This is a genomic window from Stenotrophomonas sp. YJH_SMC_17, assembly GCF_059371655.1.
In genome coordinates this window covers 127,565-147,073 of the sequence record NZ_JCAFUU010000004.1, presented here as the reverse complement: position 1 = coordinate 147,073, position 19,509 = coordinate 127,565, and the positions used below count along the sequence as shown (strand labels likewise).

At 65.8% G+C, this 19,509-nt stretch carries 23 protein-coding genes and 3 pseudogenes; 19 read left to right on the top strand and 7 right to left on the bottom strand.

Translation table 11 applies throughout. The features are described from left to right. Positions 1-32 precede the first annotated feature (32 nt). Entirely contained in the window at positions 33-989 is a 957-nt protein-coding gene (locus AC5P8Z_RS13400) for a 1-phosphofructokinase family hexose kinase (protein WP_495229260.1), read from the bottom strand. Beyond that, a complete protein-coding gene (ptsP, locus tag AC5P8Z_RS13395) occupies positions 986-3,496 on the bottom strand; it encodes a phosphoenolpyruvate--protein phosphotransferase (protein WP_495229259.1) in 2,511 nt (836 codons plus the stop codon). Before ptsP ends, AC5P8Z_RS13400 begins: the two co-directional genes overlap by 4 nt. Before the next feature lie 156 nt (positions 3,497-3,652). On the opposite strand from ptsP, the gene AC5P8Z_RS13390 reads away from it, so the two are divergent. From AC5P8Z_RS13390 to AC5P8Z_RS13375, 4 genes are all read left to right on the top strand, one after another. Then, positions 3,653-4,636, top strand: coding sequence for a LacI family DNA-binding transcriptional regulator (locus tag AC5P8Z_RS13390; protein WP_286068401.1), 984 nt, complete (start codon positions 3,653-3,655; stop codon positions 4,634-4,636). 98 nt (positions 4,637-4,734) lie between these two features. Beyond that, on the top strand, positions 4,735-5,364 hold the full coding sequence (locus AC5P8Z_RS13385; protein WP_495229258.1) for a hypothetical protein: 630 nt from the start codon (positions 4,735-4,737) through the stop codon (positions 5,362-5,364). A 25-nt stretch (positions 5,365-5,389) separates the two neighbouring features. Next, complete coding sequence (locus tag AC5P8Z_RS13380) at positions 5,390-5,857, top strand: Rap1a/Tai family immunity protein (RefSeq protein WP_495229257.1); 468 nt, start codon at positions 5,390-5,392, stop codon at positions 5,855-5,857. Positions 5,858-5,979: 122 nt separating this feature from the next. Further along, positions 5,980-6,213, top strand: a complete 234-nt coding sequence (locus tag AC5P8Z_RS13375; RefSeq protein WP_495229256.1) for a metallothionein — start codon at positions 5,980-5,982, stop codon at positions 6,211-6,213. Here AC5P8Z_RS13375 and AC5P8Z_RS13370 read toward each other — a convergent pair. The 3 genes from AC5P8Z_RS13370 to AC5P8Z_RS13360 are packed head-to-tail and all read right to left on the bottom strand — an operon-like array spanning position 6,196 to position 7,128. Next, complete coding sequence (locus AC5P8Z_RS13370) at positions 6,196-6,783, bottom strand: cysteine hydrolase family protein (RefSeq protein ID WP_495229255.1); 588 nt, start codon at positions 6,781-6,783, stop codon at positions 6,196-6,198. The genes AC5P8Z_RS13375 and AC5P8Z_RS13370 overlap by 18 nt on opposite strands. 3 nt (positions 6,784-6,786) lie before the next feature. Then, positions 6,787-6,906, bottom strand: a complete 120-nt coding sequence (locus AC5P8Z_RS13365) for a DUF6766 family protein (protein ID WP_495229365.1) — start codon at positions 6,904-6,906, stop codon at positions 6,787-6,789. Positions 6,907-6,939: 33 nt separating this feature from the next. Further along, positions 6,940-7,128 carry a hypothetical protein gene (locus tag AC5P8Z_RS13360; RefSeq protein ID WP_288415759.1) on the bottom strand — a complete coding sequence of 63 codons (189 nt, stop codon included), beginning with the start codon at positions 7,126-7,128 and terminating at the stop codon, positions 6,940-6,942. 147 nt (positions 7,129-7,275) lie between these two features. Here AC5P8Z_RS13360 and AC5P8Z_RS13355 point away from each other — a divergent pair. Beyond that, positions 7,276-7,725, top strand: a pseudogene (locus AC5P8Z_RS13355) (alcohol dehydrogenase catalytic domain-containing protein); the annotation flags it as partial. Positions 7,726-7,821: 96 nt separating this feature from the next. On the opposite strand, the gene AC5P8Z_RS13350 reads toward AC5P8Z_RS13355, so the two are convergent. Continuing rightward, positions 7,822-8,214 carry a response regulator gene (locus AC5P8Z_RS13350; RefSeq protein WP_495229364.1) on the bottom strand — a complete coding sequence of 131 codons (393 nt, stop codon included), beginning with the start codon at positions 8,212-8,214 and terminating at the stop codon, positions 7,822-7,824. Here AC5P8Z_RS13350 and AC5P8Z_RS13345 point away from each other — a divergent pair. The 4 genes and pseudogenes from AC5P8Z_RS13345 (at position 8,101) to AC5P8Z_RS13330 (ending at position 10,379) form a co-directional block, all read left to right on the top strand. Further along, entirely contained in the window at positions 8,101-8,544 is a 444-nt protein-coding gene (locus AC5P8Z_RS13345) for a hypothetical protein (RefSeq protein ID WP_495229367.1), read from the top strand. The genes AC5P8Z_RS13350 and AC5P8Z_RS13345 overlap by 114 nt on opposite strands. Continuing rightward, positions 8,541-8,765, top strand: a complete 225-nt coding sequence (locus AC5P8Z_RS13340) for a hypothetical protein (protein WP_495229363.1) — start codon at positions 8,541-8,543, stop codon at positions 8,763-8,765. Before AC5P8Z_RS13345 ends, AC5P8Z_RS13340 begins: the two co-directional genes overlap by 4 nt. A 158-nt stretch (positions 8,766-8,923) precedes the next feature. Next, positions 8,924-9,445, top strand: a complete 522-nt coding sequence (locus AC5P8Z_RS13335; protein ID WP_295569025.1) for a ferritin-like domain-containing protein — start codon at positions 8,924-8,926, stop codon at positions 9,443-9,445. 61 nt (positions 9,446-9,506) lie between these two features. Continuing rightward, positions 9,507-10,379 (top strand): annotated as a pseudogene (locus AC5P8Z_RS13330) (manganese catalase family protein). Positions 10,380-10,500: 121 nt separating this feature from the next. Here the strand turns inward: AC5P8Z_RS13330 and AC5P8Z_RS13325 are convergent. Beyond that, positions 10,501-10,830, bottom strand: a complete 330-nt coding sequence (locus AC5P8Z_RS13325; protein ID WP_495229254.1) for a KGG domain-containing protein — start codon at positions 10,828-10,830, stop codon at positions 10,501-10,503. A gap of 302 nt (positions 10,831-11,132) precedes the next feature. Between AC5P8Z_RS13325 and AC5P8Z_RS13320 the strand changes: the two genes are divergently transcribed. From AC5P8Z_RS13320 to paoC, 10 genes and pseudogenes are all read left to right on the top strand, one after another. Then, complete coding sequence (locus tag AC5P8Z_RS13320; protein ID WP_495229253.1) at positions 11,133-11,600, top strand: BLUF domain-containing protein; 468 nt, start codon at positions 11,133-11,135, stop codon at positions 11,598-11,600. Continuing rightward, on the top strand, positions 11,597-12,364 hold the full coding sequence (locus tag AC5P8Z_RS13315) for a DUF72 domain-containing protein (protein ID WP_495229252.1): 768 nt from the start codon (positions 11,597-11,599) through the stop codon (positions 12,362-12,364). Before AC5P8Z_RS13320 ends, AC5P8Z_RS13315 begins: the two co-directional genes overlap by 4 nt. Further along, a pseudogene (locus AC5P8Z_RS13310) lies at positions 12,357-12,866 on the top strand (DNA-formamidopyrimidine glycosylase family protein); the annotation flags it as partial. The gene AC5P8Z_RS13315 and the pseudogene AC5P8Z_RS13310, both read left to right, overlap by 8 nt. Before the next feature lie 302 nt (positions 12,867-13,168). Beyond that, the gene (locus tag AC5P8Z_RS13305) at positions 13,169-13,738 is read left to right on the top strand and encodes a TetR/AcrR family transcriptional regulator (protein WP_286068385.1); all 570 of its coding nucleotides are present in this window, start codon (positions 13,169-13,171) and stop codon (positions 13,736-13,738) included. 62 nt (positions 13,739-13,800) lie between these two features. Beyond that, positions 13,801-14,277, top strand: coding sequence for a nuclear transport factor 2 family protein (locus tag AC5P8Z_RS13300; RefSeq protein WP_495229251.1), 477 nt, complete (start codon positions 13,801-13,803; stop codon positions 14,275-14,277). Positions 14,278-14,358: 81 nt separating this feature from the next. Further along, the gene (locus AC5P8Z_RS13295; RefSeq protein ID WP_286068383.1) at positions 14,359-14,841 is read left to right on the top strand and encodes a hypothetical protein; all 483 of its coding nucleotides are present in this window, start codon (positions 14,359-14,361) and stop codon (positions 14,839-14,841) included. 88 nt (positions 14,842-14,929) lie between these two features. Beyond that, entirely contained in the window at positions 14,930-15,265 is a 336-nt protein-coding gene (locus AC5P8Z_RS13290; RefSeq protein ID WP_495229250.1) for a hypothetical protein, read from the top strand. Positions 15,266-15,702: 437 nt separating this feature from the next. Continuing rightward, positions 15,703-16,350 carry an aldehyde dehydrogenase iron-sulfur subunit PaoA gene (paoA, locus tag AC5P8Z_RS13285; RefSeq protein ID WP_495229249.1) on the top strand — a complete coding sequence of 216 codons (648 nt, stop codon included), beginning with the start codon at positions 15,703-15,705 and terminating at the stop codon, positions 16,348-16,350. Then, positions 16,347-17,297 carry an FAD binding domain-containing protein gene (locus AC5P8Z_RS13280; protein WP_495229248.1) on the top strand — a complete coding sequence of 317 codons (951 nt, stop codon included), beginning with the start codon at positions 16,347-16,349 and terminating at the stop codon, positions 17,295-17,297. The genes paoA and AC5P8Z_RS13280 overlap by 4 nt, the downstream gene beginning before the upstream one ends. Then, on the top strand, positions 17,297-19,501 hold the full coding sequence (paoC, locus tag AC5P8Z_RS13275) for an aldehyde oxidoreductase molybdenum-binding subunit PaoC (RefSeq protein WP_495229247.1): 2,205 nt from the start codon (positions 17,297-17,299) through the stop codon (positions 19,499-19,501). Before AC5P8Z_RS13280 ends, paoC begins: the two co-directional genes overlap by 1 nt. Positions 19,502-19,509: the final 8 nt, after the last annotated feature.

Sequence of the window (19,509 nt, the reverse complement as noted above, 5' to 3'; positions counted from 1 at the left end):
GAAGCCGGCCGCCGTGCCTTCGGCAGGAGGGGTCAATCCAACCGCTCGATCAGTACATCGCCGGCCCATGCGCGTACCTGCGCCGGGTCCAGCCGTCGTGCATCACCGCTTTGCAGCCGGCTCATCGAGAACGCGGTCGCCAGCCGCGCGCAACCGGCCAGATCGAGGGAGGCCTCCAGCATCGCAGCTGCGATGCCGGCGACCATGGCGTCGCCCGCACCGACCGTGCTGCCCTGGGCCAGTCGCGGCGGTCGTGCAACCAAGGCGCCGCTGCGATCAATGAACAGCGCGCCATCGGTGCCCATCGAGATCGCTACGAGCGCAACCCCGCGTTCGACCAGGGCCTGGCCAGCGACGCGCAGAGCGCTGCGATCCGGCAGCTGCGTACCGGTCCAGGCCTCCAGCTCTTGGCGGTTGGGCTTGACCGCGCAGGGCAGTGCACGCGCGGTGTCGCCCAAGGCAGCGGCAAGCGCATCGCCACTGGTGTCCAGCAGCACGCGCGCACCGGCGGCGCCGGCCTGCGCCTGCAGTCGCGCCCATGCATCGGCCGGCAGTCCGGACGGCAGGCTCCCGGACAGCACCACAGGCAGGCCCGGCAGCAGCATGGCACCGAGCCGGCGCGACACGGCGTCCAGATCGGCGCCGTCGAGTGCCAGGCCGGGCAGGTTGATGTCGGTGGTTTCGCCGGTGTCCTCGTCAACCAGCTTGATGTTGGTGCGGGTGCTGCCTGGAACACGCAGGCAGCCATCCACAATGCCGCGTGCCGAGAACAACGTACCGAACACACCGTCGTTGCCGCTACCGAGCACACCGAGTGCGGTGGTCGGCACGCCCCAGTCGGCCAGGCAGGCGGCCACGTTGATGCCCTTGCCACCCGCATCGTCGCGGCTGCTGCGCGCGCGGTGCACATGGCCCGGCCGCAGGCTGGCCAGCCGCACGGTCTGGTCGATCGCCGGGTTCAGGGTGACAGTGATGGCGCGGGATGTCATGCGCGCGCTCCATCAAGGGCGCGCACCTGCTCGGCGGTTTCGCAGTCCAGCGCGGCGTTGGCCAGCGCCTGCAGATCGGACAGTGCGGCGCCGCGCAGGCGTGCCTTCACCGACGGGATATCGTTCGGGGTCATCGACAGCTCGTCCACGCCCAACCCCGCCAGCAGCATCGCACCAAACGGATCGCCGGCCAGGCCGCCGCAGACACCCACCCAGCGCCCCTGCGTGCGTGCACCGTCCACCGTGGCGCGGATCGCGCGCAGCACGGCCGGATGCAGGCTGTCGGCTTCCGCGGCCAGCTCCGGGTTCTGGCGGTCGATGGCCAGCACGTACTGTGTCAGGTCGTTGGTACCGATCGAGAAGAAGTCAGCGTGACGTGCCAGCACGTCGCTCTGGGCTGCGGCGGCCGGTACTTCGATCATGATGCCGATCGGCACGTCGGGTGCCTCGAGTTCAGTGCGCAGGCGCTCGCAGATGGCGCGCAGAGCGACCAGCTCGGGCACCGAGGTGATCATCGGGAACATGATGGACAGGCGTGCGCCGTCCTTGGCTGCGCGATAAAGCGCACGCAGTTGCGGCTCCAGAAGATCCGGGCGGCGCAGCAGCAGGCGCGCGCCGCGCACGCCGAGGAACGGGTTTTCCTCATGCGGCAGCTCCAGGTGGGCGACCTGCTTGTCGCCACCGATATCGAGCGCGCGCACGATCAACGGGCGGCCGTCCAGCGCTTTGGCCATCGCCATGTAGGTTGCGTACTGCTCTTCCTCGCTGGGCGTGCTGCCACGTTCGAGGAACAGGAATTCGGTGCGCATCAGGCCGACGCCTTCCGCGCCCTGTTCCAGCGCCAATGGCACCTGCTCCGGCAGGTTCACGTTGGCGCCGATGTCGATGCGATGGCCATCAGTGGTCTGCGCCGGCTGTGCACGGTGTGCGGCTTCGCGCGCGCGGATCTGCTGCTGCTCGGTGATCCAGGCGCGTGCCGAAGCAAGATCCGCGGCGGAGGGGGACAGGTAGAGCCGCCCGCTGCTGCCGTCGATGATCGCCTCGCGGCCGGCCTGGATCGCCAGCAGTTCGGGGCCACCGGCAACCAGCGCCGGCAGGCCGAGCGTGCGCGAGAGGATTGCGGTGTGCGACGTGGGGCCGCCCTGTGCCGTGGCGAGGCCAAGCACGCGGCGGGTGTCGAGGTTGGCGGTATCCGAGGGCGACAGGTCGGCGGCAAGCAGGATGCACGGCTGCGCCGGCAGATCGGCCAGGCCGCCACCGGCCGCAGAGGGGTCAAGCTGCGCCAGTACGCGCCGACCCACATCGCGCAGGTCGGCAGCGCGCCCGGCCAGCACGGGATTGCCCAGCGCCGCCAGCCCGGAGGCGATCTGCTCGATGGCCTGGTGCCAGGACCATGCGACGCCATGGCCCTCAACCATCAGCTGGCAGGCACGGGTAATCAGGTCGGTGTCGTCAAGCAGCGCAGCCTGCGCCTTGAAGATCGCCGCATCCGAGGCGCCAAGGCGGCGCTGGGTGTCGTCCTGCAGCGCGGCCAGCTGCTGGCGCGTGCGGCTGAGCGCATCCTGCAGGCGTGCGCCGCCCTCGCCAAGCGGGGCAGGGCGATCGGCAACGTCGGCCTGCGCGCTGGCCAGTACATGCACCGGGCCGATGGCCAGCCCGGGGCTGGCGCCGATGCCGACGATCGCCGCCTGCGCTTCGGGCGGATTCCAGCCCGCGACCGGCGCCGCCTTTCGCTGTGCTGCACGCTCCGCATCGGCCTTTTCCTGCGCCACCAGCCCGTCCATGGCCTTGCGCAGTGCGGCCAGCAGTGCAGGGGCGTCGGCGCCTTCGGCAGAAACACTCACGACATCGCCCTCGCGAAGCCCGAGCTGCAGCAGTGCTACCAGGCTCTTGGCATCGGCTGCCTGATCGCCCGCGCGCACCTGGGCGCGGGCCGTGAAACCCCGCGCCGTCTCGGCCCAGCGCGTGGCCGGACGCGCGTGCAGTCCGCTGGGGTAAGCAATGGTCCAGTCGAAACGCTCGGCCAGGTCCGCCACCGGCACGTGAGTGGCAGACACTGCGACATCACTGGCCAGCGCATTGACGATTTCGCTTGCATCGGGGGTGGTGAACAACCGCTGCAGCGCGGCCTCGTCCTGGATCAGACGGGTCAGCCTGCGCAGCAGGGTGATGTGGGTATCGGACTGGGCAGCAATGCCAACCACAAGGCGGGTGACCTGGCCCGGGTTCCATTCCACGCCTTCCGGCAACTGCAGCACCGCAATGCCGTCGTGGCGTACCAGATGGCGGTCCTCGCCGAGCCCATGCGGAATCGCCACGCCATGGCCGAGGAAGGTGTTCGCCAGCGCTTCGCGGCGTCCCATGCTGGCCTCGTAGCCCGGCGCCACGCAGCCGGCTGCGACCAGCATCTGGGCCACCTGGGCGATCGCGTCGGTCTTGTCCTGGGCCCGCGCGTCGAGGCGGATCAGCTCCCGGCTGACGGGGGAGGGGGAGGTCGGGGGCGACAAGGCGGGCTCCGTAAAGGGGTGGCTGGGATGTATTGGGAACGTTCCCATTCGGTATTTCAATGTGCACTGCACAAAAAGCCAATAGTCCTTTGGCGTTAGCATTGTCCTGAACGGCCATCGCGCCATGAAAAACCCACGTTTCCGGGAACGTTTCCAATGAGCATCAGCATCAACGACGTCGCACGCGTGGCGGGGGTATCCAAATCCACGGTGTCACGGGTGCTCGGGGGCGGCCCAGTCAGCGAGGACGTCCGCGGCAGGGTCGAGCTGGCGATCCGCCAGACCGGCTATCGCCCCAACCTGCAGGCCCGGCGGCTGCGCTCGCGGCACACCGGCATCATCGGCCTGATCGTCGCGGACATCCGCAACCCGTTCTTCACCGCGCTGATCCGCGCGGTGGAGGAGGTGGCCTATCGCGAAGGATTGCGCGTGACCCTCTGCAACACCGACGAGGACCCGGAGCGGGAGGCGCTGTATCTGCAACTGATGCACGAAGAGCGCATCAGTGGCTTGATCTTCGCGCCTACCCGGACCACGGTGGGCCGGCTCGAGCGGCTCACGCTGGACTATCCGACCGTGCTGGTGGACCGCGCCGCGCCCGGCGGGTCGATCGACAGCGTGGTACTCGACAATCCGGCGGCGATGGCAGGCCTGGTCGAACATCTGGTCGAACGCGGCTATCGCCGTATCGGCGGAGTGTTCGGCAGCACCAGTACCACGGCGGCCGAGCGTCGTGACGGTTATCTGGCTGCGATGCGCATCCATGGATTGGAGCCTGACTACCGGGAGGTTGAACCCACGGCCGAAGCTGCCATCGCGACAGTCGAGCAGTGGCTCGCTGGGCCATCGCGCCCCGAGGCCCTGGTCACCAGCAACAGCCTGCTGCTGATGGGCGCGTTGAAAGCCGCCCGCAGCGCTGGGCTGGCGATTCCCGAGGCGTTGGCGCTTGCCGGCTTCGACAACGAGCGCTGGACCGAGCTGGTCGAGCCGGGCATCACCGTGATCGAGCAACCTGTTGAGGAGATGGGGCGGGCCGCGATGTCGATGCTGCTTGAACGCCTGCGCACGCCAGCGCTGCCTGTGCGCCGACTGGTGATGACGGGTCGGTGCGTGGCCAGAGGGTCGACGGCTGCGCGATAGCTCGACGCCCCGTTGCGGCCACCCCTCAGAGCGCCGTGCGGGTGTTGGCGAGCCGACCGTCGTCTGTTACAAGCCATCTGTACACGCAGACACCATGGATGATCGCCTTGTCAGAGCCTTATTCAGCGCTGCTCCGCCTGCAGTTGTGCCCCGAAGATCTCTCCAGGTGGCTGGCGGCGCCCGTGCCCGCAGTATCCCGATGGTCCGACTGGCGACACATCGCCGGGCAGTGGCACCTGGGCGGCGGTGAATGCCTGGCCGCTTCAAGCGACGAGGCGTTGGATCGCCTGCTTGCGGACTGCCAGGCGCTGCTGGCCCGCTACCCCGACAATCGCGCCGCATTGGAAGCCTTCCTGGCCTCTGCACAGGCTGAGAACATCCGGGTTGCCGCCTATGACCGCAGCAGCACGCACTTTGTTGCAGGATCGCTGACCTATTCGGAAAGCCTCTACGATCTCATCGCATTTCTTGCGGTGGCACGAAGCGCCGCCGACTTCCTGAAGGCAGGCGACCAGGGTTTGGTGCTGATCCACGACTATCTCTGGGCCGAGGACGGTGAGCGGGAGACCGTTGCCGCGATTGCGCTGGTCGGCCAGGGGGAATCGAGCTTTCTGTCTTCCACGGACCTGGATGCCGCCGCCGCGTCCTTCGAAACACTGGTGGAGGCCATGCTGGAAGACCAGGACGACCCGGAATTTCATCCGCGCAACCAGCTCGATCAACGTTGACCCACGCTGTGTGTATCCCACAGGCATGACCGCCAAGGACCCCGACATGAAAGGACACCACGAACTCCACGCGCGTCGCCTCCTGCGTCGGCTCCTCGCACTTGGCCTCTGCGCCCTGGCGGGATCCGCCCTCGCTGGAACAACGCAACCGGCACGCACCTGGCTTGTCAGTGGCGCCGAACTCATCACCCTGCTGCAGGGCAAAGGCGCTGATGGGTTCTGCGAAGGCGAGCAGTGCCGGACCCTGTCCAGCGCTCGCGCCAGCGCCTATATCCAAGGCGTTGCCGATGCCAGCCACGGCCAGTGGTGTGGCCAAGGCAGGATGCTTCCGCATGAGCTGGTCGACCACGTGTCTTCCCATCTCCGGCAGTTGCCCCGCGAGCGATTGCAGCAGGATGCGTCTTCACTGGTTGCCGAAGGGCTGCGGACCGCATTTCCCTGTGGCGGCGGCGCGTCACGTGGTGGCAGTGCCGAGCCCGGCAAAGACGAATAGGACAGACCGCGCCCAACGCGTGAGGACGTGAACCTCCCACACCCTCGCGACACGGTGCATTCACGGCCTCCGACACCCGCGCTGTCCACACTGCATGTTCCTTCCACAGCACGAGGTGCCCCATGGCCACCTGTGATGTCTGCGGCAACAACTACGACAAGAGCTTCACCCTCCAGCAGTGCGGGCGCAGCGGCACGTTCGACTCGTTCGAATGCGCGATACACACATTCGCACCGCGCTGCGTACACTGCGAATGCGCTGTCATCGGGCATGGTGTTGAAGGAAACGGCCAGATCTTCTGCTGCGCACACTGCGCCGCTCATTCAGGTGTAACGGGGTCAGCCGACCGGACCTGAGTCAACCCCATCCCGCTCCTGCCCAGAGACAAGCGAAGAAACCCGCGCGACCCGCGCTGCGCCTGAACCAGCGAGCAGCGCCAGCGCGCGTCGCTTCTGCGCTGGCATCCCCGCCACGGCCTCCGACGCCAACACCACGTGGAATTCCCTGGCGTTGGCGTCCAACGCTGTAGCCAGGACACACGACTCGGCCGTCATGCCACACAGGCAAAGGTGGCGCACTCCCAGTTTGGCCAGCAGAATTGGCAAAGGGCTGGCCAGAAAGGCCGAGTGCTTGGGCTTGAGCACGAAGTAGTGACAAGGCAAAGGCGAGAGAAGGCGGGCGATTCGCCACGCCGGGCCACCGTCGCGCCGGCACTGTTCCACCTGCTGGCGGAAGTCGCGCTTCCAATCCGAAAAATTGTCATTGGCATAGATGACCGGCCAACCGCGTTCATCGGAGTGATCCCTCAGGCGCCGGATCTGCCGGGCCGCCCACTCTGCCGCCGGCGCCAGTTTTTGAGCGCCGGGGAAGTCGAATCGGCTGAACATGTCGATGATCAGCAGGGCCGTGGATGGGTCATTTCGCATGGCTCAATCACCTGTCTGCGCACGTGGGGCCTCAACCGCCTTGGATCGCGGTGAATCTTTCTGGCGCAGGAAAATCGTCAGCGCCACCAGGGACGGCACGGCCAGGAATTCGCTCTGCCAGATCTACATGGATCCGAACCAGAATGTGAGGCGGACTCAACGCTTGCCTGTCGGGTCAGGATCAGGACGTTCGTAGTCGTCCGGTACGGCCTTGGGGCCATCACCGCCGTCGGGCATGTCGTGCTCCTTCCACTTGGCGCGATCGTTGCGCCGCTTGTCCGGCGTGTGCGCCTTCGACTGATCGTCCACGTCCGTCGTCGGATTGAAGGGCAGCTTGTCGTTCATGGGCAGCTCCTGCGGCGAAAGACCGAAGACTGCACCGGGCCGGGTTAACACCATGACCCCAAAGAATGAACGCCGTGCACACCGGGATGTCACCGAAGCGGGGTGGCGGCCTTGCGATGCTGGCGTCCCGAGTCCTGGAGAAGCACGATGCAGGCATTGACCTATCACGGCCGCAAGGATGTGCGAGTCGAGACTGTACCGGACCCGGTACTGGCGGCCGAAGATGATCTGATCCTGAGGGTAACCGCCACCGCCATCTGTGGATCGGACCTGCATTTGTATCGCGGCAAGATTCCGGATCTGCACGATGGCGATGTACTCGGCCACGAGTTCATGGGCGTGGTGGAAGAGGTCGGCAGCGGCGTGACCCAGGTGCAGCCGGGCGATCGTGTGGTGATCCCTTTCGTGATCGCCTGTGGAGAGTGCTTCCATTGCCGCCTGGCCGAGTATGCCGCCTGCGAAACCACCAATACCGGCAAGGGTGCCGCGCTGAATCAGAAGGGCATGCTGCCTCCGGCGGCATTGTTCGGCTACAGCCATCTGTATGGCGGCGTGGCCGGGGGGCAGGCCGAATTCGCGCGCGTGCCGAAGGCGAATGGCACGCAGCAACTGGGATGGGCTCTCCCGTGGCGGCGCGCTGCGCCAGCTGAGCGTGGTGGTGGCCCCGCACCTCAGCTGACCCTCCCATGGCAATCAATGCGCGGGCGGCTGCACGCAGACGTCTCCCATGACGCGCCTCACTGTCTCCTGCAACTCACCGACGTGGAAGGGTTTGGCCACGAAGGCGGCGCGGCGGTGACGCTGCGGCACCAACTGGTCATAGACCGCGGATACGAACAGGAACGGGATGCCGAGTTCGGTTAGGCGATCAGCCACCGGGAAGACCACGCCGTCGCGAAGCTCGACATCGAGCACGGCGCCGTCGAACCGCTGGTAGTCCAGCAGCCCCAGCGCATCGAACACGCTGTAGGCATGGGTCACCTGGTCACCTGCGTCCTCCAGCGCCTGTTCCATCAGCGCAGCCAGGTCGAGCTGGTCTTCCACCAGCAGCAGGTTGCATCTGCGCTGGCTTATTCCGGATTGCATGCGTTCACGCCTGTATTGTCCTGGGAACTGCAGTCTGTGCTGTGCTGCATCAACGCCATGCGTGTGCATTGTCAGGCCGGCGCGAAGCCGCGAGAGCATGTCGCCAACCGGGTGGAGGGGGTGTGGAAGGCGCCCTGGATTTCATTGACGGCGTCTTGGCACGCGCTGTGGATACTGCCGCCGTCCCCTGCATCGGAGATTCTGTCATGTCGCTATCCGGAACCGATTCTGCCGCTCCAGGCGTCCTGCGTGTCGAGTGCATGCCGCTCGACTGCGGCGGTGCCGCCATCGTCGTGGAGCTGGACCGCGCGCCTGAACGGGCCTGGATGAAGTCGCTGAAGCGAGCACTGCTGGCCGACGACGCCATGGAGGGCGCACAGGCCAAGTTTGATGGGCGCTTCGTATACGTCGTGGGCGTGGACGGTGGCGGGCATCGTGCTCAGCACCGGGTAATACAGGCGGTGATGGCGGCGGGCAGCGCGTGCGCCTCGAACGCCGGTCGCCAGCGACCTGCAGCCGGCGTGAGCGTATCCAGCGCATTGGCGACCTGAGAGCGCCCATCGGTCCAACACAGGGCAGCGGATGTTATCGCCGCATCACCACTGCGTGCAGCGCCCACCTTCGGCGGCTCACATCGGCCGACAAGGCGGTGATTGCCGGCGCTCCACCATGGTCTCCGGAGGCATGTCGCCCCGCACCGGAGATCGAAATGGCAGACCAGAACAACGCCAGAAGCGAGCGTCTGTTGAAGTGGCTTCAGGACGCCTACGCCATGGAGCAGGAGGCGGAGACCATGATGAAGGCCATGGCTTCGCGGATCCAGAACTATCCCCACCTCGCCGCACGGATCGCGCAGCACGTGCAGGAAACGCAGGGGCAGGCAGCCTCGCTGCGCCAGTGCATTGAAGCGCTTGGAGGAAGCGTGCCGACCGCCAAGGGACTGTTCGCGAGCGTGACTGCAGCTCTCCATGCGGCCGGCACAAGCCTGATGGAAGACGAGGTAGTCAAGAGCGTAGGGATCTCGTTCGGCTTCGAAAACACCGAGATCGCCAGCTATCGGGCGCTGGTGATCGCTGCCGAGCGTGCCGCAGCACCGGACATCGCCGCGGTCTGTGGCCAGATCCTGCAGGAAGAGATTGCCATGGCGCGCTGGCTGGAGGACCACCAGGATGGCCTGGTCGGTGCGTTCCTCAATCGTGACGAAACACCAGGCACGCAAGCCAAGCGCTGACCCCGAAGCCAGCACAGCCAGCCATTGGAGAAACCCCATGTTCCTTCATCACTAGAAGCTGATGTACACCGTGCGCGTGCGCGAATCCAACCCGCAGCTCGCCAGCCTCATGCTTGAACAGTTCGGCGAACTGGCTGCCGCCATGCGCTACTTCACCCAGGGACTCGGCGAATGCGATCCAGGCCGCAAGGACCTGCTGATGGATATCGCCACCGAAGAGATCAGCCATCTGGAGATCATCGGCACCATCATCGCAATGCTCAACCGCGGGCCGGAGGCCATTCACTCCTAAGGGCTTGCCGAGGCCGAGGATATGCGGCTGCTGGGGCAGAACAGCACCAGCCATACCGAGCAGATCCTGTTCGGTGGCGGGCCGGCACTGGTCAATTCCAGCGGCGTGCCGTGGACAGCGGCCTACATCGACTCGATCGGGGAACCTACCGCCGACCTGCGCTCGAACATCGCGGCCGAAGCGCGCGCCAAGCTGGTGTATGAGCGGCTGATCAACGTCACCGATGACCCCGGCATCAAGGATGCGCTGCGCTTTCTGATGACGCGCGAGATCGCGCACATGAAGTCGTTCGAGAAGGCGCTGCACAGCATCCAGCCCAACTTCCCGCCGGGCAAGCTGCCGGGGGACCCTGCGTTCACCGATCTGTACATGGACATGTCGCAGGGCGACGGTGCCGACGACCTGCAGGGCAGCTGGAACAGCGGAGAGCTGTGGGAGCGGGTCAGCGACCGCGAGGCACAGACCGCTGTGGATGGTGGCGACGGCGGCGGCACGGTGGACCTGGGCGCACGCGAACAAGCGGCGGTGCAGGCCATGAGCCTGCGTACACTCTCCGACCCGGAAGCGCGGCCGACCGCCGGCGCCGAGCTGGGGGCCGGCCCGGGCGCGGGCGCACTGGACCTGCCACCATGCGAGCCATGAAAGAGCTGGGGCGCCCATCTGCGGCGCCCCAGTGGCGAAGCCCTTGATCAGCGTCAAGGCGTACGAAAGTGGGCGGACATCACGTCCGCCCACGAAGCGGTGCAACTGGCTTCAGGCGCGATCAGCGCTGCTGGCCAACGCGGTTGTTGCCACCGCCGCGTTCCTGCTGTTGCTGCCCGCCGCCCTGGTTACCGCCCTGGTTTCCACCCCTGCGGCTGTTCTGGCCGCCTTCGCGGCCGATGTCCGCCATGTGCTGGCGATCCTGGCTCACTGCTTCGCCGCCCTTGCGGCCGGCTTCGCGTGCTTCTTCCGAGCTGAATTCATGGGCGTTGCCAGATTCGTGCGCGGCACGTCCACCCTTGGCGGCGATCCCGCGCTGCTTGTCCTCGTCCATCGAAGCGAAACCGCGGTTGCTGTTGCCCTGGTTCTGGTTCTGGTTCTGGTTGGCCATGGAACGTCTCCTTGGGTTGAGCCGCCTGATTGGCGGCAGGAACCATCTTCCAGATCCGGCGCTAGACGGCGGTGGCATGACCGCCAACGTGGCGTCATCCGGAAGCCCACGATTCCTCATCCGGTCTCCACGAAATGTCGTGTGCGCGCGTGTGCGCCCGCAGGCGCGCCTGCGGCGCTCGAGCACGTGTCAAGGCCAGGCGGCGGGCCCGCGCCTCAACTCGACGCAGTTTCTACGCGGGCCTCACTGCGCATACGACCCGCGTCGCTAAGGTAGAGCTGTCTGCAGCAATGGGTGGTGCCATGCCTTTTCGTGCGATTGCCTATGTGAGTGAAGCTTCCCGAAGCCTGACCGAAGAGCGGCTGCAACAGCTTGTAGCCGAAGCGGTGCAGTTCAACGCATCTGTCGATGTCACCGGCACGTTGCTGTTCGACGGTGCGCGGTTCCTGCAGTATCTGGAGGGCCCGGCGGACGGAGTCAACGCTGCGTACACGCGCATTCTGGCGGCGAGCAGCCACGGCGGAATCGTCGAACTCAACCGGGGCAGGGTGGGGCGCCGGCAGTTTCCGCACTGGCGGATTCGCAGCGTGCGGGTAGACGAGCTGGCGCTGGGAAAGATTGCCATCTCCGATTGGACCGGCTTCGTGCGCAGCGCGTCGACGCTGGAATCGGGCACCAGTGCCCTGGACCGACTGCTGTCTGTTTCGCAGTCGCAGACGGATGCAGGTGCGGGCGACAGCGTGGAACCCCACGGACACTTGGCACGGTGAAGACGGCAGCCGCCCCGGGCGCACCCGCGCCAATACGGGTTGGCTGTGCGGGGTGGTCGCTGTCGCGGTCGGATCAGGACGCGTTCGGTGCGGGCGACAGCGCACTGCAGCGCTACGCCACACGCCTGCCGATGGTGGAGATCAACTCATCTTTCTATCGACCGCACCAGGCCAGAACCTATGCGCGATGGGCGGCAAGCGCGCCGGAGGGCTTCCGGTTTGCGGTGAAACTGCCGCTAGAGATCAGCCATGAGCGTCGGCTGCGCGACGCAATGCAACCGCTTGAGCGGTTCCTTGAAGGCGTGCTGGAGCTGGGTGGAAAGCTCGGCCCGTTACTGCTGCAATTGCCGCCGAGCCTGGTGTATGACACGGCCACGGCAGAAGCATTCATGCGGGGCCTGCGCACACGCACCCAGGCCGATGTGGCGTGCGAGCCGCGCCACCCGAGTTGGTTCACGCCGGAAGTGGATGCGCTTCTGAGCGCGCATGGCGTGGCACGGGTTGCCGCGGATCCGGCACGTGTGCCGGCGGCGGCGACTCCCGGCGGTGACCGCGCGTGGAGCTACTGGCGCTGGCACGGCCAGCCGCAGATCTATCGCAGTTGTTACGGCGAACCGACCGTTGCCCACCTGACGCGGCAGCTGCGGGCCGAGGCCGACGCGATACGACCCGCCTGGTTCGTACTGGACAATACCGCACTGGGTCACGCCACCGGGAACGCCCTGCAGCTGCAGGCGCTGCTGCAGGAAAACGAACATGCCTGAGGGCCCTTCGATCGTCCTGCTGCGCGAAGCAGCAAGTCACTTCAAGGGGCACGTGGTCCGCGCCGTCTCTGGGAACAGCCGTGTCGACCTGTCGCCGCTGCAGGGCCGGAGGGTCAAGGCGGTCCGCAGTTGGGGCAAGCACTTCCTGCTGGAATTCAGCCGCCACACGCTGCGCATCCACCCGATGATGTTCGGCAGCTGGCGCATCGACGATCGGAAGCCAACCGCGCCGCGTGTGTCCCTGCGGTTCGACAGTGGCGAGCTGAACTTCTATGCGTGTTCCGTGCGGCTGATCGACGAGCCGTTGGACGACGTGTACGAGTGGCGCGCGGACGTGATGAACGATGCCTGGGATCCGACGCTGGCCCGGCGCGAGCTGAAGGCCATGCCGGACGTCATGGTCTTTGATGCGCTTCTGGACCAGACGGTCTTTGCCGGCGTGGGCAACATCATCAAGAACGAGGTGCTGTTCCGTATAGGCGTGCACCCCGCCACGCGGCTGGTGATGTAGCTGGCGGTGCGCGCTATGCGGATGACTGCAGCCGGCTTGACCGGTTCGGCGGCCTGCGCGGGCAGGCCGGCCTGAACCGAGAGGGCGAGGCCGGCAACGGCCAGGGTCCGGGCGAAGGTGTTCATGCGGGAACTCTCATGGGTGGGTGGTGAGACGCACTTTGCGCCTGCAATCAGGCGTTCGGGTGATGAAATGTCCTGATGTATTGACAGATCGTCTCGCTCGGACGTCCGCGTAGGGGCAACGCGACATCGCCGGTTGACATGGTAGAACGAACGTTCTACCTTGCGCCCATGAGCAAGGCCACCACCGATACCCAACAGAAGATCCTGGCCACGGCCGAGGCGCTGATCTACCAGAACGGGATCCACGCCACGGGCATGGACCTGCTGGTGAAGACCTCGGGCGTGGCGCGGAAGAGCATCTACCGCCATTTCGAGAACAAGGACGACGTGGCCGCTGCTGCGCTGAGGGCGCGCGACGTGCGTTGGCTGGCCTGGTTCCGGCAGGAGTGCGAGAAGGCGGACACCCCGGAAGCACGCATCCTCGGCATGTTCACCGTGCTCAGGAACTGGTTCCAGTCCGAGGGCTATTGCGGGTGTGCGTTCATCAATACCGCAGGCGAGGTCGGCGACCCGGCCGATCCGATTCGGCAGATCGCGCGTGATCACAAGCAGAAGCTGCTTGATTACACATTGGAACTTACCGGACAACTGGATGTGGAGCAGCCGGCGGACCTGGCCCGTCAGCTGCTGATCCTGATGGAAGGCGCCATCACCCTGTCGCGCGTGATGGCTGATTACGGCGCCGCAGACACCGCGAAGGATGTCGCGAAGCTGTTGTTGGAACAGGCCAAGCGTTAGCGCCTGAGTACGCCAGATCCTTTGAAGCAACCCGTCTGTCCATCTCGATTGGAGGTCTCCCCGTGTCCGCTGAACAACCCCGTCCGCCGCTTCCTCCGTTCACCCTCGAATCTGCCACGCAGAAGGTGCGCCTTGCCGAGGATGGCTGGAATTCCCGCGACGCCGACAAGGTGTCGCTTGCCTATTCGCTCGACACCCAGTGGCGTAACCGCGCCGAGTTCACCAGCGGCCGGGAAGAAGCCCGGCAGTTCCTGGCACGCAAATGGAACAAGGAGCTCGAGTACCGCCTGATCAAGGAGCTCTGGGCCTTTACCGAAAACCGCATTGCTGTCAGGTATGCCTACGAATGGCACGACGACGCCGGCAACTGGTTCCGTTCCTATGGCAACGAAAACTGGGAATTCGGAGAGGACGGCCTGATGCAGCGGCGGTTCTCGTGCATCAACGACATGCCGATCAAGGAAAGCGACCGCAAGTTCCATTGGCCGCTGGGGCGTCGCCCGGATGATCATCCGGGGTTGTCGGAGCTGGGTATGTAATTCCCGCTTGGGCGCCATCCCAAGCGCGCTCAGGTACACGACGGGGCGGCCGGCATCTGTACCGGCCGGGGCAGGAACGCAATGGACATGATTGGAGGGTTCATTGCCGGTGGCGTCCTGGCCGCCGGCAGGGGCATTCGCCAGTTCAGTCAGCCGCGGCTCTCGCACGCCCACGAAATGGATGAGGGCTTGGCTCACTGGCAAGCGGTGGTGGGCGAGCTTCGCGGATTCCCGCGTGTCCAGCGCGAGCGGCGACTCAAGTTCGTCAGCACCTTGCGCACGAACATGATTGAACGCATGGGCATGATGCATGGCGGCGTGCAGCGGCTGGGACCATTCCCGCTGTTGATTGCCCTCTACCTGCAGTTCCGCGGATGGAAATGGGGCGACTGGCCGGGCGCTTTCGATGTTGGATTGCTAGGCGCACTGCTTATCTTCGCCATGGTGCTGCTGTACCTGCTGGGATGGATGCTGATCGGCCTTCGCACCAGGCTCGATACCTACGTTGCCTTGTTGGAGGGCTCCACCCACGAGCCCGAGCCCTCCCAGCCAACGCCTTTGTAGCGTCGGGCCATCGACAGAACATCCGAAAGGAAACGCACTGCAGTCATCCTGAGGAGCGGGTGACCTTCATGAACGAGGGCAGCGTCAAATGACCATATTCAAGAAGGCCGGTCTTCTCCTGTGTCTGGCGGGCGCCGGGTTGGTCAATGCGCAGGTGCCCCCTCAACCGGACACGCCGAAAGCTGAGCTTGACGGCCCGATCGCAACGGACAGTGGCGTGGAGCTGGATAACAAGCAGCTACGCACGCTGGTCGGGCGCGCAGATGCAGGCGATGCTGATGCGGCGTTTCGACTTTCGCGCCACTTTGAGGGTAAAGGCGTGGCCGGCAACTCCCCATATGTGGCTTGCCTATGCCGCAGCGCTGGGGCACCCGGTTGCACAGTACAACATGTTCTTCATGTTGAGGCACAAACAGGACTGTGAGTCATCCAGTGAGGCATACGCATGGCTCAAGAGTGCCGCGCTGAAGGGAGTGAAGGCCGCGCATTCCGAACTTGAGCAGGCGGGACGCATGGCGTCTCTGCGATGTGCCAGCAAGCGAGAGGAAGAGAGAAGCCGTCTACCTGCGAGAGAAGCGAGCGTGGCAACTCAGACAAGCCCGCCGTATTTGGCTTGCAGGCTGGGAATGAGTCCGGGTGTCCTTGAAAGAGCTCGAGGCAGTCGATTTATTCGGACCTACTACAACACGTTCTTCTAGGCACGCAGGCTGACTGCCTTGGAAGGGTCGTACATTTCGCTGACTTCACAGATCTGTACCCCGCAGATGGGCATAGTGGCCCTTCGGTAGTGTGAGCGCGTCCATCCAGCCACGGGGTTTCCCCGAACGCCAGGAGGTCACTGTGCCAAGTTGTGATGAAGGAATGAAGTTGACGCGTCGCCAGGTGATCGCCGGCGGCGTCACGACCGTGGCGATGTCCGCCGCACCGGGGGCATCATCGCTCGCCACCGAACTGGCGACGCCCCCGCCGCCCAGGCCGCCGGTCATCAGCACGGTGGCATTGACCGTCAACGGCAAGCGGCGGGAACTTGAACTGGACACCCGGACCACGCTGCTCGATGCCCTGCGCGAACATCTGAAGCTGACCGGAACGAAAAAAGGCTGCGACCACGGTCAATGCGGTGCCTGTACCGTGCTGGTCAACGGTGAGCGCATCAACGCGTGCCTCAGCCTGGCGGTGCAGCACCAGGGCGATGCCATCACTACCATCGAAGGCCTCGGCACCCCCGATGACCTGCATCCGATGCAGGCTGCTTTCATCAAGCATGATGGCTACCAGTGCGGGTATTGCACGCCGGGGCAGATCTGTTCGGCGGTGGCGGTACTGGACGAAATCAAGAGGGGTGTCCCCAGCCATGTACAGGCGGACGTCAGCGCACGGCCCCGGGCCACCAACCTGGAAATGCGCGAACGCATGAGCGGAAACCTCTGCCGCTGCGGGGCCTATTCCAACATTGCCGAGGCGATGGAAGAGGTCGCTGGCGTAACCTCTGCAGGGAGGCGCTCATGAGGGCCTTCAGTTACGAACGCGCCAAATCCCCGGCCGAGGCCGCCAAGGCCGTCGCCGGTATCGAGGGCGCAAAGTTCCTGGCCGGAGGGACCAACCTGCTCGACCTGATGAAGCTGGAGGTCGAGACGCCAGCGCACCTGGTCGATGTGCAGGACATCGGCCTGGACAGGATCGAACCCACCGACGAGGGCGGCCTGCGCATCGGCACGCTGGTCACCAATACCGCGCTGGCCTCGCATGAGCGCGTGCGCCGCGACTACGCGGTGCTGACCCGCGCGATCGTGGCAGGCGCCTCCGGGCAGTTGCGCAACAAAGCCACCACCGGCGGCAACCTGCTGCAGCGCACGCGCTGCCCGTATTTCTACGACCCCAATCTGCCCTGCAACAAGCGCCTGCCCGGTTCCGGCTGCGGCGCACTCGAGGGGTTCTCCCGGCAGATGGGCGTGATCGGCACCTCGGACAGCTGCATCGCGACCTATCCGGGCGACATGGCGGTGGCCCTGCAGGTGCTGGACGCCTCGATCCAGACCGTCAGGGGTGACGGCAGTACGCGCAGCATCCCGATTGCCGATTTCCATCGTTCCCCCGGCGACAGGCCGCAGCAGGACAACGTGCTGCAGCGCGGTGAGCTGATCACCCACGTCACGCTGCCGGAACCTCTGGGCGGTCGGCACGTGTACCACAAGGTACGTGACCGCGCGTCCTATGCGTTCGCACTGGTGTCGGTCGCCGCGGTCGTGCAGCGTGACGGCTCGGCGCGGTTCGCCTTCGGTGGGGTCGCGCCGAAGCCGTGGCGCGTCGAGGCAGCCGAACCCCTGCTGCGCGACGGCGTGAAGGCCGCGACCCGGCAGGTGTTCGCCGGTGCCCGTCCGACGCCGGAGAACGCGTTCAAGATCGCGCTCGCCGAGCGCACCCTCGCAGCGGTGCTGGTGGAAGGAGAGCGCTGATGCCCTTTGAATTCAACGCCCCCGCCGGCGACAACCTGTTCGACAAGGCCAAGGTCGTCGGCAAGTCGACGCCGCGCATCGACGGTCCACGCAAGACCACCGGCACCGCCCCTTATGCCTACGAGCGCCATGACGTGACGCCGAACCAGGCCTACGGCTACATCGTCGGCGCGGGCATCGGCAAGGGGCGCATCATTTCGATGGATGCCTCCCGCGCACGTGCCGCGCCCGGCGTACTGGCGGTCATCACCGCACCGGAAACCAAGCCGGTCGGCACATCGAACTGGAACAATGCGCCGCTGTTCGGCGGACCCGAAGTGGCCCACTACCATCAGGCCATCGCCTGCGTGGTGGCAGAGACCTTTGAGCAGGCCCGCGCCGCCGCGGCGTTGATCCGCACCCGCTACGAGCGCAGCAAGGGTCGCTTCGATTTCCCTGCCCTGGCACCGTCCGCGCCGCTGGCAAAGGGGCGTGACGGCAAGCCCGACCGGCAGGCGTTGGGCGATTTCGACACCGCCTACGCGAGCGCCGCGGTCAAGCTCGACGAGACTTACCACACCTCCGACGAAAGTCATTCGATGATGGAGCCGCACGCCACCATCGCCGCCTGGGAGGGTGACACGCTCACGTTGTGGACGGCGAACCAGATGATCGACTGGGCCAGGCAGGGCATGGCAGCGATCCTCGGCATCGATCCTGCCAAGGTGCGCGTGGACTCGCCCTATATCGGCGGCGGCTTCGGCGGCAAGCTGTTCATCCGTGCCGACGCGGTGCTGGCCGCGTTGGCGGCCAAGCAGGTCGGGCGCCCGGTGAAGATCGCGCTGCAACGCCCGTTGATGCCCAACAACACCACGCACCGGCACGCCACCCTCCAGCGCGTGCGGATCGGCTGCGGAAAGGATGGCCGGATCTCCGCCATCGCCCATGAGAACTGGTCGGGCAACATCAACGGCGAGGATGGCGAAAACGGCACCCTGCAGACGCCTAAGCTCTATGCAGGCGCGAACCGTCTGGTGGCCAACTACATCGCCACGCTCGACATGCCCGAAGGCAACGCGATGCGCGCACCGGGCGAAGCACCCGGCCACATGGCGCTGGAAGTGGCGATGGACGAAATGGCCGAGAAGCTGGGTCTCGACCCGATCACGTTCCGCATCCTTAACGAGCCCGAGGTCGTGCCCGGCGATCCGTCCAAGAGGTTCTCCGACCGCAACTTGGTGCGCTGCCTGCGCGAAGGCGCGGAGCGCTTCAACTGGAACAAGCGCAACGCCAAACCGGCGCAGGTCAGGGAAGGGCACTGGCTGGTCGGCATGGGCGTGTCCGCGGGCTATCGAGGCGCACCGACGATGAAGTCGGCGGCGAGGGTCCGGCTTGACGGCCAGGGTGGGGTGATTGTCGAGACCGACATGACCGACATCGGCACCGGCTCCTACACGATCATCGCGCAGACGGCAGCCGAGACCATGGGCGTGCCGCTGGACCAGGTCCAGGTCGCCCTCGGCGACTCCCGTCATCCCGCCTCCGCCGGTTCCGGCGGCCAGTGGGGCGCGGCAAGCTCCACCGCGGGCGTGTACGCGGCGTGCGTCAGCCTGCGCCGTAAGGTGGGCGAGAAACTCGGCTTCGACGGCGACACCGCAAACTTCGCCAATGGCCGCATCCAGGCAGGTGGGCGGACCATCAAGCTGGCGGAGGCGGGAACACTGTCGGCGGAGGACGGCATTGCCTTCGGCGACTTCAAACAAGGCTACGACGTCGGCACCTATGCAGGTCATTTCTGCGAGGTCGCCGTGCATGCCTACACGGGAGAGACGCGCATCCGCCGCATGCTTGCCGTATGCGATGGCGGCCGGATTCTCAATCCGCTGTCTGCACGCAGCCAGGTCATCGGCGGGATGGTGATGGGTGCGGGCGCGACCCTGATGGAGGAGCTGGTGGTCGACAAACGGCTGGGCTTGTTCATCAACCACGACCTGGCCGGCTACGAGGTTCCCGTGCACGCCGACATCCCGTGCCAGGAAGTGGTCTTCCTCGACACGCTGGATCCGGTGATCTCGCCGATGAAGGCCAAGGGTGTGGGTGAACTGGGCATCTGCGGGGTCGGCGCCGCGATCGCCAATGCGATCTACAACGCAACCGGCGTGCGCGTGCGCAACTATCCCATCACCCTGGACAAGCTGCTGCCCGGCTTGCCCGACGTGGGCTGACCCTTGCG